Raw genomic sequence first — 13,333 nt, 5'->3', positions numbered from 1 at the left:
CACACACACACACAAAGCGGGTCCAACTCTACCTGTAGCCGCTGCCGAAGGCTGCGATAAGGTCCGAAGGATTGAGTACGCCACGACCGTTCCGGTCGATCGCAGCCTGCGGCAGCGGCTACAGCGACTTATTGCGCCAACCAGCCGCCGTCGATATTCCATGCCGCGCCACGCACCTGGCTGCCGGCCTCACTGCACAAGAATAGGACCAACTCGCCCAACTGCGAAGGCGTGACGAACTCCAGGGACGGCTGTTTTTCCGCCAGCAGGTCGTGCTGCGCCTGTTGCGGGTCGACACCGGCCGCGGCGCGGTCGTCGATCTGTTTCTGCACCAGCGGGGTCAGGACCCAGCCCGGGCAGATGGCGTTGCAGGTGACGTTGCTGGTGGCGGTTTCCAGGCCGACCACCTTGGTCAGGCCGATCACTCCGTGTTTGGCCGCCACATAGGCGGCCTTGCCCACCGAGCCGACCTGACCATGCACCGAGGCGATGTTGACGATCCGCCCCCAGCCCTTGGCACGCATGCCCGGCAGGCTCAGGCGGGTGCTGTGGAACACCGACGACAGGTTGATGGCGATGATCGAGTCCCAGCGCTCCACCGGGAATTCCTCCACCGCCGCCACATGCTGGATGCCGGCGTTGTTGACCAGGATATCGACGCCGCCGAACTCGCGCTCGGCGTAGGCGAGCATGTCGGCGATCTGCGCCGGGTCGCTGACGTCGGCCGGGTGATGGCCGACCTTGCCGCCGCTGTCTTTGTTGAGGCGCGCGACCTCGGCGATCACTGTCGAGGCATCGCCGAAGCCGTTGAGGATCAGGTTGGCGCCGGCCTTGGCCAGGCTCAGGGCGATCCCCAGGCCAATGCCGCTGGTGGAGCCGGTGACGAGGGCGGTCTTGCCCGCAAGATTGCTCATGAATACCTCACACAATGCCGGTGGCGTAGAAAGTGGCGATCACGACGAAGACGGCCAGGGTCTTGATCAGCGTAATGCAGAAAATGTCCTTGTAGGCTTGGCGGTGGGTCAGGCCGGTGACCGCCAGCAGGGTGATCACCGCGCCGTTGTGCGGCAGGGTGTCCATGCCGCCGCTAGCCATGGCGGCCACGCGGTGCAGCACTTCCAGGGGGATGTTGGCGGCGTGGGCGGCGCTGATGAAGGTCTCCGACATGGCCGCCAGGGCGATGCTCATGCCACCCGAGGCGGAGCCGGTGATGCCGGCCAGCAGGGTCACGGTGATGGCTTCGTTGACCAGCGGGTTGGGGATGCTTTTCAGCCAGTCCGACAGCACCAGGAAGCCCGGCAGGGAGGCGATCACCGCGCCGAAGCCGTATTCCGAGGCGGTGTTCATCGCCGCCAGCAGGGCGCCGCTGACCGCGCTCTTGCTGCCCTCGGCGAGCTTGCCGCGAATGGCCGAGAAGCCGCACACCAGGACCACGATGATGCCCACCAGCAAGGCGGCCTGGACCGCCCAGATGGCAGTGAGCTTAGTGACATCGGTCTGCACCGGGGCGGCCATGCCGGCCAGGGCCAGGCTATGGGTCTTGCCGTACCACAGGGGAATCCAGTGGGTGAACAGCAGGTTCATCAGGCCCACCAGCAACAGTGGCGACAGGGCGATCCAGGGGTTGGGCAACTGCAGATCGGCGGCGGTTTCCGGCTCGTTGCGCAGGTCGCTGCCGTAGCCTTCACCGGCCTTGTACGCCTTGTTGCGCTGGCGCTGGAGGAACAGCATGCCGGCGCAGAACACGAAAATGGTGCCGATCACCCCCAACCAGGGCGCGGCCCAGGCGGTGGTGTTGAAGAAGGTGCTGGGGATGATGTTCTGGATCTGCGGGGTTCCGGGCAGGGCGTCCATGGTGAAGGAGAACGCACCGAGGGCGATGGTCGCCGGGATCAGGCGCTTGGGGATATTGCTCTGGCGGAACATCTCGGCGGCGAACGGGTAGACCGCGAACACCACCACGAACAGCGAGACGCCACCGTAGGTCAGCAGGGCGCAGACCAGCACGATCACCAGCATCGCCTGGCGGGTGCCGAGCAGGCGGATGGCCGCCGCGACGATGGAACGGGAGAAGCCCGACAGCTCGATCAGCTTGCCGAACACCGCGCCAAGCAGGAATACCGGGAAGTAGAGTTTGATGAAGCCGACCATCTTCTCCATGAACACGCCAGTGAAGGCGGGCGCCACGGCGGACGGGTCGGTGAGCAGGACGGCGCCGAGGGCGGCGATGGGGGCAAAGAGGATAACGCTGTAGCCACGGTAAGCAGCCAACATCAGCAGCGCGAGGGCTGCCAGGGCAATGATCACACTCATGGTGTGTCTCTCCAGGATTGTTATTTTTGTAGGGTGTTGCGGGTGTGGAAGGGGCTATAGCGAGTTTTGTGCCATGTATTTAAGTAGTTGATAAATAACAATATTTTTATGGTTTTGGAGAGTGGAAGCGAAGCTTTGTCTCTGTTTTGAGAGTTTTGGTGGCCGATAGGGCCTTATCGCGGGCAAGCCTCGCTCCTACAGAAGCGCGTAGGCCTTGCAGGAGCGAGGCTTGCCCGCGATCAGCGCGTAGCGCTGGCTCTTTCTCTGTATGGAGATCAGTGTCTCTTTATTGAGACTCTTCGATCCCCAGCGCCGCCATCTTCTTGTACAGGGTCGAGCGCCCCAGCCCCAGGCGCGCCGCGGCTTGCACCACCTTGCCGCTGCAGTGCGCCAGGGCCGTCTCGATCACCTGGCGGTCGAAGCGCTCCCGCGCCGCGGCGAAGGTTTCGTTGGGCTGCACCTCGGCGGCCTGGACGCTGGCGGCGCGCGGCACCGGGCTGAAGGTGCCGATGGCCGCGCGCAGGTCGCCGGCATTGAGCATCAGGTCGTCGCTGAGCAGGGCGGCCCGCTCCAGGACGTTGCGCAGCTCGCGGATATTGCCGGGCCAGGCGTGCTGGCCGAGCAGGGCCAGGGCATCGGGGGTCAACTCGTGCTGGCTGCGCAGTTCTTCGAGGATGGCTTCGCTGAGGGCCGGCAGGTCGTCCAGGCGTTCGCGCAGCGGCGGCACCTGGATCGGCAGCACATTGAGGCGGTAGTACAGGTCGGCGCGGAATTCGCCGCGCTTGATCGCCGCTTCCAGGTCGGTGGAGGTGGCGGCGATCACCCGCACGTCGCTCTGGATCACCTCGTTGGAGCCCACCGGCTCGAACTCTTTCTCTTGCAGCACCCGCAGCAGCTTGCTTTGCAGGGGCAGGGGCATGTCGCCGATCTCGTCGAGAAACAGCGTGCCGCCCTGGGCGATCTGCAACTTGCCGGCGCGGCCCTTGCGGTCGGCACCGGTGAAGGCACCGGGGGCGGTGCCGAAGAACTCGGCCTCCAGCAGGGCTTCGGGAATCGCCGCGCTGTTGATGCTGACAAAGGCCTTGTGCGCCCGTGGCGACGCAGCGTGGATGGCCTGGGCCAGCAACTCCTTGCCGGTGCCGGTCTCGCCTTGCAGCAGCACCGGCGAGTCGGCGCTGGCGCTGCGCCGGGCACGGCGTTTGACTTCCAGGCTGGCGGCGCTGGTGCCGATAAAGTGGGCGAAGTTGTATTTGGTCTGCCGTGCCCGCAGCAGCGACCGCGTGGAAGCAAGCTCTTCCTGCATGCTCAGGTAGCGCTTGAGCATCGGCGACAGGCTGCGCAGCTCGTCGAACAGGGCAAAGCCGATGGCGCCGATCACCGCCCCGGCGTCGTCATGGATCGGCAGGCGCATCACCACCAGCGGGTCCTTGGGGGTGTCCTGCATGTCCAGCAGGATCGGCCGCCCGGTGCGCACCACTTCGCGCAGCAGGCTGCCGGGGATCACGCTTTCGCAGGCCTTGCCGATGGCGAACGCCGCCGACTCCAGGCCAAAGCGCCGGGCGTAGCGCTCGTTCATCCAGACGATATTGGCATCGCGGTCGACGATCACCGTGCCCTCGCTGGATTGCTCGATGATCTCGAACAGCGAACGGATCGCCAGTTGGCGAACCCGCTGGTAATCCTTGAGGCTTTCGGTGTCGTTCATGGGGAAGGTCCTGAAGGGCGCGCGCGCCGATTATGCCGGGAATCTTCACGGCGACGCGACCATCAGGGTTAGCGTCTGTAGGAGCGAGGCTTGCCCGCGATTCAGGCGCTGCGGTATTGCAGGTACACCGCGTCGCATCTATCGCGGGCAAGCCTCGCTCCTACAGGACAGGTTCAGGCCGGGTGGGCGGCGGCCAGCAGTTCCTGGGTGTAGGGATGCTGCGGCGCTTCGAACACTTCGTGGCTGGGGCCGCGTTCGACCACCTTGCCATCCTTGATCACGATCATGTCGTGGGCCAGGGCGCGGACCACGGCCAGGTCATGGCTGATGAACAGGTAGGTCAGGCCATGCCGCTCCTGGAGCTGGCGCAACAGCGCCACCACCTGCTTCTGCACGGTGCGGTCGAGGGCCGAGGTGGGTTCGTCCAGCAGGATCAGCGCCGGTTTGAGCACCAGGGCGCGGGCAATGGCGATGCGCTGGCGCTGGCCACCGGAGAACTCGTGGGGGTAGCGATGGCGGCTGGCCGGGTCCAGGCCGACTTCTTCCAGCGCCTGGATCACCTGCTGTTCGCACTGCTGGGCGGTGGAGTGGCTGTGCACCTCCAGCCCTTCACTGATGATCTGTTGCACCGACATCCGTGGGCTGAGGCTGCCGAAGGGGTCCTGGAACACCACCTGCATCTGCTTGCGCCACGGCCGCAACTGCTTCTGGTTGAGGCCGTCGAGGGCCTCGCCCTGGAAGCGGATGCTGCCTTCGGAATCCAGCAGGCGCAGGATCGCCTGGCCGAGGGTCGACTTGCCGGAGCCGGACTCGCCGACGATGCCCAGGGTCTTGCCCCGTTGCAGGCTCAGGCTGATGCCGTCCACCGCCCGCAGGTATTGCTTGCGACGCAGCAGCCCGCCGCCGATCTGGAACTGCACGTTCAGGTCGTCCACCTGCAGCACCACTTCGCGCTCGTCCCGGGGCAGGGCTTCGCCTTCCGGCTCGGCATTGAGCAGTACGCGGCTGTAGGGATGCTGCGGCGCGCTGAACAGGGTTTCGCAGGGTGCCTGTTCGACGATCTGCCCGGCCTTCATCACGCACACACGCTGGGCGATGCTGCGCACCAGGTTGAGGTCGTGGCTGATCAGCAGCAGGGACATGCCCAGGCGTTGTTGCAGGGATTTGAGCAGCAGCAGGATCTTGCGCTGCACCGTCACGTCGAGGGCGGTGGTCGGTTCGTCGGCGATCAGCAGCTCCGGTTCGCAGGCCAGGGCCATGGCGATCATCACCCGCTGGCGCTGGCCGCCGGAGAGCTGGTGTGGGTAGGCCTTGAGCCGTTCCTCGGGTTTCTGGATGCCTACCAGGCGCAGCAGTTCGAGGATCCGCGCCTGGGCCGCCTTGCCACCCAGGCCCTTGTGCAGCAGCAGGGTTTCGCCGATCTGCTTCTCGATGCTGTGCAGCGGGTTCAGCGAGGTCATCGGCTCCTGGAAGATCATGGCGATGCGGTCGCCGCGCAGTTTCTGCAAGGTCCGGGCTTCGGCGCCGAGCAATTCCTGGCCGCGGTAGCGGATGCTGCCGCTGCTGTGGGTGTCGCAGTCGGGCAGCAATTGCAGGATCGAATGGGCGGTCACCGACTTGCCCGAACCCGACTCGCCGACCAGGGCCAGGCACTCGCCAGGGCGAATGTCCAGGCACAGGTCGCGCACCACCTTCTGGGTGCCGAAGGCGACGTTGAGGTCGCGGATTTCGATCAGGTTGTCAGTCATTTCAGCATCCGCTTGGTCAGGAACATGGCTCAAGAACGTGGATCGAAGGCATCGCGCAACGCCTCGCCGATAAACACCAGCAGCGACAGGATCAGCGCCAGGGTGAAAAATGCCGTCAGGCCCAGCCAGGGCGCCTGCAGGTTCTGCTTGCCCTGGCCGATCAACTCGCCCAGGGAAGCGCTGCCGGCCGGCATGCCGAAGCCGAGGAAGTCCAGGGCGGTGAGAGTGGAGATCGCCCCGGTGAGAATGAACGGCAGGTAGCTCAGGGTGGCGTTCATCGCGTTGGGCAGGATATGCCGCACGATTACCTTGCGGTCGTTGAGGCCCAGGGCGCGGGCGGCCTTGACGTATTCCAGGTTGCGCCCACGCAGGAACTCGGCGCGCACCACGTCCACCAGGGCCAGCCAGGAGAACAGCGCCATGATCCCCAGCAGCCACCAGAAGTTCGGCTCGACGAAACCGGAAAGGATGATCAGCAGGTACAGCACCGGCAGCCCCGACCAGACCTCCAGCAGGCGTTGGCCCAGCAGGTCGACCCAGCCGCCGTAATAACCCTGCAGGGCACCGGCGGCGATGCCGATCAGGGCGCTGATAAAGGTCAGGGCCAGGGCGAACAGAATCGACACCCGGGCGCCGTAGATCACCCGGGCCAGCACGTCCCGCGCCTGGTCGTCGGTGCCCAGCCAGTTGACCGCGGTCGGCGGGCTCGGGGCGGGGCGGCTGAGGTCGTAGTTGGGCGTGTCTTCGCTGAACGGGATCGGCGGGAACAGCAGCCAGCCGCCGTCCTGGCGGATCAGCTTCTGCACGTAGTCGCTGCGGTAGTCGGCCTGGAACGGCAGCTGGCCGCCGAACTCCTGCTCGGTGTAGCGCTTGAACACCGGGAAATACAGCGAGCCCTGGTAGCTGACCACCAGCGGTTTGTCGTTGGCGATCAGCTCGCCGCCGAGGGTGAGGATGAACAGGCCGACGAACAGCCACAGCGACCACCAGCCACGGCGGTTTTTCTTGAAACGGTCGAAGCGCCGGCGCGCCAGCGGGGAGAGCTTGAGCATCAGGCGTTCCTCGCGGCGAAGTCGATACGCGGGTCGACCAGGGTGTAGCAGAGGTCGCCGATGAGTTTTATCAGCAGGCCGAACAGGGTGAAGATGAACAGCGAGCCGAACACCACCGGATAGTCCCGCGACACCGCGGCCTCGTAGCTCATGCGCCCGAGGCCGTCGAGGGAGAAAATCACCTCGATCAACAGGGATCCTGCGAAGAACACGCTGATAAAGGCCTGGGGAATGCCCGAGACCACCAGCAGCATGGCGTTGCGGAACACATGGCCGTACAGCACCCGGCGCTCGCTCAGGCCCTTGGCCCGGGCGGTGACCACGTACTGGCGGGTGATTTCGTTGAGAAACGAGTTCTTGGTGAGGATGGTCAGGGTGGCGAAACCGCCGATCACCAGGGAAGTCACCGGCAGCACCAGGTGCCAGAAGTAGTCGGCGATCTTGCCCAGGGTGCTCAGTTGCTCGAAGTTCTCCGAGACCAGCCCGCGCACCGGGAACCAGTTCAGCGAGGTACCGCCGGCGAACAGCACGATCAGGAACATGGCGAACAGGAAGGCCGGCATGGCGTAGCCGATGATGATCGCGGTGCTGCTCCAGATATCGAAATGGCTGCCGTGGTGCACCGCCTTGCGAATCCCCAGGGGGATCGACACCAGGTAGGTGATCAGGGTCGCCCAGAGGCCGAGGGAGATGGTCACCGGCATCTTTTGCAGGATCAGCTCGGTGACCGTGGCGCCGCGGAAGAAACTCTTGCCGAAGTCCAGTTGCGCATAGCTCTTGAGCATCAGCCACAGCCGTTCGTGGGCCGGCTTGTCGAAGCCGTACTGTTTCTCGATGTCCTTGATCAGCTGCGGGTCTAGGCCACGGCTGGCCCGCGAGTTGCCGCTGATGCCGTCGCTGGAACCGCCGAGGTTTCCGCCGCCACCTATGCCTTGCAGGCGGGCGATGGCCTGTTCCACCGGGCCACCGGGGGCCGCCTGGACGATGGCGAAGTTGACCAGCAGGATGATCAGCAGGGTGGGGATGATCAGCAGCAGGCGCCGCAGGATATACGCCAGCATCAGTGCGGCCCTCCAGGCTGGCCGCGCTGGATGCGCTCGGCCGCCATTTGCTCGTTGGTCAGGGGCGTGCGGCTCATTTCCCACCAGCTTTCGATGGCTTCGTCATTGCTGGCGGGAATGGCCGGCATGCCGAAGCGGTTCCACCACACGGTGGAGGTTCCTGGCGGGTAGTAGTTGGGGATCCAGTAGTAATTCCATTGCAGTACGCGGTCCAGGGCATGGGCATAGCGCAACATCTGCGGCTGGGTGGTGGCCTTGACCAGGCCGGTGATCAGGCTGTCCACCGCCGGGTTCTTCAGCACCATCAGGTTGCTCGAGCCAGGGTCGTTGGCCGCCGCCGAACCGAAGTAGTTGTACAGCTCCAGCCCCGGCGAGGTGGTCACCGGGTAGCCGGTGACGATCATGTCGTAGTCGCGGGCCATCAGCCGGTTGACGTACTGCGAGGCGTCGATGCGGCGGATCTCCAGGGTGATGCCGATCTGCGCCAGGTTGCGCTTGTAGGGCAGCAGCAGGCGCTCGATGCCGCTCTGGCTATTGAGGAAGGTGAAGCGCAGCGGCTCGCCGTCGGCGTTGACCAGCGTGTCGCCGTCGGGTTTCCAGCCGGCCGCTTCGAGCAGGGCCAGGGCTTGCAGTTGCTTGTCGCGGATCAGGCCGCTGCCGTCGGTTTTCGGCGCCTGGAAGACCTGGGTGAAGACTTCGTCGGGAATCTGCCCGCGCAGCGGTTCGAGGATCTTCAGTTCCTCGGCATCCGGTAGCGCCCGCGCGGCCAGGGTGCTGTTGGAGAAGAAGCTCTGCTGACGGATGTACAGGTCGCGCATCATCTGCCGGTTGCTCCACTCGAAGTCCCAGAGCATGGCCAGGGCCTGGCGCACGCGGCGGTCCTGGAACATCGGCTTTTGCAGGTTGAACACGAAGCCCTGGGCCGGTTGCGGCGCCTCCTTGGCCAGGTGGGCCTTTTGCAGGCGCCCGTCGTCCAGGGCCGGGCCGTCGTAGCCGATGGAGAAGCCGGTGGCGGAGAACTCGCGGTTGTAATCGTAGGCGCCGCCGCGCAGCACCTGGCGGGCGACGTCGGTGTCGCCGAAGTACTCGATGCTGAAGCGGTCGAAGTTGTACAGGCCACGGCTGACCGGCAGGTCCTTGCCCCACCAGTCGGCATCGCGGGTGAAGGTGATGCTGTTGCCGTTGTCGACCTTGCTCACCTTGTACGGGCCGCTGCCCAGGGGCGCTTCGTAACCACCGCCGCCGGCGAAGTCGCGACTCTTCCACCAGTGCTCGGGGAGCACCGGCAGGGCCGCGATATCCAGGGGCAGGGTGCGGTTTTCATTGCTCTTGAAGTCGAAGCGGATCACCCGCGGCGATTCGACTTCGACGTCCTTGACGTCGGCGAACTGGGTGCGATAACGCAGGCTGCCCTGGGTCATCAGCAGGTTATAGGTGTAGCGCACGTCCTCGGCGGTGATCGGCTTGCCATCGGCGAAGCGCGCCTTGGGGTTGAGGTAGAAACGCAGCCACAGGCCGTCATCGGCGCGCTCCATCTTTTGTGCCACCAGGCCGTAGACGGTGTAGGGCTCGTCCAGCGAGCGCTGGGCCAGCGGCGAATAGATATAGCCGTCGAGTTGCGAGACGCCGATGCCTTTGTCGATGTAGGGCAGCACATGGTCGAAGCGGCCGATTTCGATGGCCGAGCGGCGCATGCTTCCGCCTTTGGGCGCACGAGGGTTGGTGTAGGCGAAGTGGCTGAAGCCGGCGGGGTACTTGGCCGGTTCGCCATAGACGGTCAGGGCGTGTTGCGGTGCGGCGTCGGCACTCGCGGTCCCCAGCAGCAGGGCCAGGGCGGTGAAGATCATGGAGGGGAAAAGCAGGCGCATTGTCAGCCTTAAGAGCCGGGTGATCGATGATCACGATTTGTACGCTACCGGCGCGCTGCTGACCAGCGCGGGCCGTAGCCCAAACACAACGGCCCACCAAGGGGCGGGCCGTCGTTCACGCAAATCGCGACAGGATCAGTCCTGGCGGCTGGTCACTTCCAGCAGGTGATAACCGAACTGGGTTTTCACCGGGCCTTGCACGACGTTGACCGGGGCGCTGAACACTACGGTGTCGAATTCCTTGACCATCTGGCCTGGGCCGAAGGAGCCGAGGTTGCCGCCGTCACGGCTGGATGGGCAGGTGGAGTTCTTCTTGGCGACTTCGGCGAAGTCGGCGCCGGCTTCGATCTCGGCTTTCAGTTCGTTGCACTTGGCTTCGCTGGCAACGAGGATGTGACGGGCAGTGGCTTTGGCCATGGGAGTTGCTCCTTTCAAGAAAGTGGTGAGCCTACCGGATTGTGTGGCCTATTTCTCGTCAAAGTTCCGTCAAGGCATTGCAGCAAAGGATGGCCGGTCGAGGTGCTTATCTGTAGGAGCGAGGCTTGCCCGCGATACAGGCGACGCGGTGGGTCAGGTACACCGTATCATCCTTCATCGCGGGCAAGCCTCGCTCCTACAGTCCCAGGATCAGGCGGAAGCGGGAATGTCTTGCCGGGCGTTGCGCAGCTGCCGGGCGGCATTGCGCAGCAGCTGCTCGGTGGCGTCCCAGCCCAGGCAACCGTCTGTCACCGAAACCCCGTAGCGCAGCGTCGGGCTCAGGGGCTGACAACCCTCGAACAGATGGCTCTCCAGCATCACCCCGACCAGAGACGAATCGCCCTGCAGGCGCTGCTCCAATACCTCGTCGAACACCGCCGGTTGGCGCAGTGGGTCCTTGCCGCTGTTGGCATGGCTGCAATCGACCATGATTCGCGCCGGGATCTTCAGCTTCTGCAGGTCGTGCCGGATCTGGGCCACGCTCTGGCGATCGTAGTTCGGGCCGCGATGGCCGCCGCGCAGCACCAGGTGGGTGTCCGGGTTGCCCGGGGTCTGGATCACTGCCGGATGGCCCTGGCTGTCGACGCCGAAGTGGCGGTGCGGGTGGGCCGCCGAGCGCATGGCGTCGCAGGCGATACCGACGCCGCCGTCGGTGCCGTTCTTGAAGCCCACGGGCATGCCCAGGCCGCTGGCCATTTCCCGGTGGATCTGCGATTCGGTGGTGCGCGCGCCGATGGCGACCCAGCTCAGCAGGTCGTCGAAGTAGCCGGCGGCCATGGGTTGCAGCAATTCGGTGGCGATCGGCAGGCCCAGGCGGAGCATTTCGCGCATCAGTTCACGGGACAGGGTCAGGCCGCCGGCCATGTCGTCGCTGCCGTCCAGGCGCGGGTCGTAGGCCAGGCCTTTCCAGCCGACGGTGGTGCGGGGTTTTTCGACGTAGGCGCGCATCACCAGCAGCAGCTCGTCGCTGACCTCGGCGGCCAGGCTGGCCAGGTTGCTGGCGTATTCCAGGGCGGACTGGGGATCGTGAATCGAGCAGGGGCCGACGACGACCAGCAAACGGGAGTCTTCACCGTTGAGGATGGCGCGCACCGCCTGGCGATGGGCGGCGACTTGCTGGCTGAGGGCCGGGCTGAGCGGCAGTTGCTGCTTGAGCTCCAGCGAGCTGGGCAGGCGCTGGGTCAGGGTTTCGTTGGCGCAGTTGCGGGTGGACAGCGGCAGAGCGGATACGGACGAGTTCATATTCAAGGCTTCCTGGGCAGGCGGCGGGTGGTGTCCCGCGCGCGGCCCTACTGGGGTGTTCGACAATTGGCCGGATTGGCTGTGCAGGTGTGTTTGCCACCAGTAGGTGACCGATCGGAGGCGGCAGGCTGTCCCGAACGGAGGCTGCTAAATCGCCAGGCGGAGCAGGTGTCGTAACGGTAATAGGTGCTGTAGTTCATGGTTTGAATCCTCGGTAAGTTCGATGTGTCGCTTGAAAGTCGTGGTTAAAAATCTTCGGCCCAGAAAAACAAAACCCCCGGTCGGGAGGCCGACCGGGGGTGAGATTTTCTCTGGTAGGCGACCCGTTCAAGTGGGCGCCGTTTGGGTATCAGGCGCGCCAGTGGCTAAACCAATACCCAAAATAAAAGCTCGCTGGAGCGCAGGCGTTTTTCACCCAGGCAGCCGCACCGGCGCGCGAGGCGCTGGCAGTGTGACGATGCATGGAAAGGGTGAGGGACGACATGCTGTTTCTCCGTGAAGTGGGCCGAGCTTACTAGAGGCCGGGGTCGCGGTTCAATCAGAAAATCCTATTGCCTTGCCAGTCAGTGCCTATGAGTTAAGCGCTTTGAGGTTTTATGACACACTCGCCACGCCCTCATTGCTGCTCATCCAGGACCCATCATGACCCCGCTGACCCTTGCTGCCGCCCAAGCGGTTTCCATCGCTGGCGACCTGCCGGGCAATATCGCCCGACACCAGGCCTTTATCCGCGCTGCGGCGCAGCAGGGCGTGCAATTGCTGGTGTTTCCCGAGCTGTCCCTGACCGGTTACGAGCCCGCGCTGGCGACCGAGCTGGCGCTATTGCCGCAGAGCCCGCTGTTGCAGCCGTTGCGCGACCTGGCCCGGGAGTTGGGGGTGACGGCGGTGGTGGGCATGCCCATTCGCCTGTCGGTCGAGGGACCGCTGTTGATTGGCGCCCTGGTGCTGGCCGCCGACGGTTCGCTGGCGGTGTACAGCAAGCAGCATCTGCATGCTGGCGAGGAGTTGGTATTTAGCCCCGGCACGGGTGGCGCGAACCTGAGGTTCGCCGAGGATCAAGTCGCCCTGGCGGTGTGCGCCGATTTCTCCCAGGCCAGCCATGCGCGTGCGGCGGTGCAGTCCGGTGCCGGCATCTATGCCGCCGGGGTGCTGATCAGCGAAAAAGGCTACGCCGTGGACACTGCCTTGTTGCAGGGCTATGCCGTGGAGCACGCCATGCTGGTGCTGATGGCCAACCACGGCGGGCCGACCGGAGGCTGGGTGTCGGCCGGTCGCAGCGCGATCTGGGGCCCGGACGGCGGGCTGATCGTGACCGCGACGGGCACTGGCGATGAACTGTTGATCGCCCGGCGCACCGACGGTCACTGGAGCGGCCAGCAGTTGAAGGTCGAAGCGCCTTGAACGGCTTCCAACTGCGTCCGGCCGGCACCCCGGAGGATCTGGTTTTCGCCCGCGACCTGACCCGCAGCAGCATGCTGGGTTATTACATTCGTCATGATCTGTTGTGGCTGGATGAAGCCTTCGATGTGGCCTGGGCCGGGCGGGAGAACCTGCTGATCTGCCAGGGCGCCAGGGTGTTGGGGTTCGTCAGCCTGAGTCGCGACTCCAGGGCTTTGTATATTCGCGAGTTGCATGTGCTCGAGGCGTTTCGCGGGCAAGGTGCCGGGGCCTGGACCCTCGGACAGTTGCTGGCGATGGCGCGCGGCGAACGGCGCGGGCTGCTACGGTTGACGGTGTTCAAGGACAACCCGGCGCAGGCGCTTTATGGGCGCATGGGGCTGAAGGTGGTCGGGGAAGACGAGTGTTTTCTACGGATGGAGCGAAGCAGCGCCGCGGATGCATAGCCGCTGGTTGCTGTGCGGGGTGG

At 65.0% G+C, this 13,333-nt stretch carries 11 protein-coding genes; 2 read left to right on the top strand and 9 right to left on the bottom strand.

What is annotated here, in order from left to right:
- Positions 1-128 precede the first annotated feature (128 nt).
- The 9 genes from C4K38_RS19315 to C4K38_RS19275 form a co-directional block, all read right to left on the bottom strand.
- Positions 129-914 (bottom strand): 3-hydroxybutyrate dehydrogenase, encoded by a 786-nt coding sequence (locus tag C4K38_RS19315; RefSeq protein ID WP_009049626.1) that lies wholly within the window; start codon positions 912-914, stop codon positions 129-131.
- Positions 915-921: 7 nt separating this feature from the next.
- Entirely contained in the window at positions 922-2,313 is a 1,392-nt protein-coding gene (locus C4K38_RS19310; RefSeq protein WP_053279758.1) for a GntP family permease, read from the bottom strand.
- A gap of 286 nt (positions 2,314-2,599) precedes the next feature.
- Positions 2,600-4,018, bottom strand: coding sequence for a sigma-54 interaction domain-containing protein (locus C4K38_RS19305; protein ID WP_053279757.1), 1,419 nt, complete (start codon positions 4,016-4,018; stop codon positions 2,600-2,602).
- A gap of 173 nt (positions 4,019-4,191) precedes the next feature.
- Positions 4,192-5,766, bottom strand: a complete 1,575-nt coding sequence (locus C4K38_RS19300; RefSeq protein WP_053279756.1) for an ABC transporter ATP-binding protein — start codon at positions 5,764-5,766, stop codon at positions 4,192-4,194.
- Between the two features lie 29 nt (positions 5,767-5,795).
- Entirely contained in the window at positions 5,796-6,818 is a 1,023-nt protein-coding gene (locus tag C4K38_RS19295; RefSeq protein ID WP_053279755.1) for an ABC transporter permease, read from the bottom strand.
- Positions 6,818-7,879 carry a microcin C ABC transporter permease YejB gene (locus tag C4K38_RS19290; protein ID WP_053279754.1) on the bottom strand — a complete coding sequence of 354 codons (1,062 nt, stop codon included), beginning with the start codon at positions 7,877-7,879 and terminating at the stop codon, positions 6,818-6,820. The genes C4K38_RS19295 and C4K38_RS19290 overlap by 1 nt, the downstream gene beginning before the upstream one ends.
- Entirely contained in the window at positions 7,879-9,747 is a 1,869-nt protein-coding gene (locus C4K38_RS19285; protein WP_053279753.1) for an extracellular solute-binding protein, read from the bottom strand. Before C4K38_RS19285 ends, C4K38_RS19290 begins: the two co-directional genes overlap by 1 nt.
- Positions 9,748-9,882: 135 nt before the next feature.
- Positions 9,883-10,164 (bottom strand): peptidylprolyl isomerase, encoded by a 282-nt coding sequence (locus C4K38_RS19280; protein ID WP_007924449.1) that lies wholly within the window; start codon positions 10,162-10,164, stop codon positions 9,883-9,885.
- A gap of 210 nt (positions 10,165-10,374) precedes the next feature.
- Positions 10,375-11,466 carry a 3-deoxy-7-phosphoheptulonate synthase gene (locus C4K38_RS19275; protein ID WP_053279752.1) on the bottom strand — a complete coding sequence of 364 codons (1,092 nt, stop codon included), beginning with the start codon at positions 11,464-11,466 and terminating at the stop codon, positions 10,375-10,377.
- A 642-nt stretch (positions 11,467-12,108) separates the two neighbouring features.
- Between C4K38_RS19275 and C4K38_RS19270 the strand changes: the two genes are divergently transcribed.
- Both C4K38_RS19270 and C4K38_RS19265 read left to right on the top strand, forming a co-directional pair.
- Positions 12,109-12,867: a carbon-nitrogen hydrolase family protein gene (locus tag C4K38_RS19270; RefSeq protein ID WP_053279751.1), complete on the top strand. Its 759-nt coding sequence runs from the start codon at positions 12,109-12,111 to the stop codon at positions 12,865-12,867.
- Positions 12,864-13,310, top strand: coding sequence for a GNAT family N-acetyltransferase (locus C4K38_RS19265; RefSeq protein ID WP_053279750.1), 447 nt, complete (start codon positions 12,864-12,866; stop codon positions 13,308-13,310). Before C4K38_RS19270 ends, C4K38_RS19265 begins: the two co-directional genes overlap by 4 nt.
- Positions 13,311-13,333: the final 23 nt, after the last annotated feature.

It is taken from the genome of Pseudomonas chlororaphis subsp. piscium (assembly GCF_003850345.1).
Taxonomy (GTDB): Bacteria; Pseudomonadota; Gammaproteobacteria; order Pseudomonadales; family Pseudomonadaceae; genus Aquipseudomonas; species Aquipseudomonas piscium.
The sequence above is the reverse complement of the archived record's forward strand: the minus strand, read 5'-3'. Positions and strand labels throughout refer to the sequence as shown.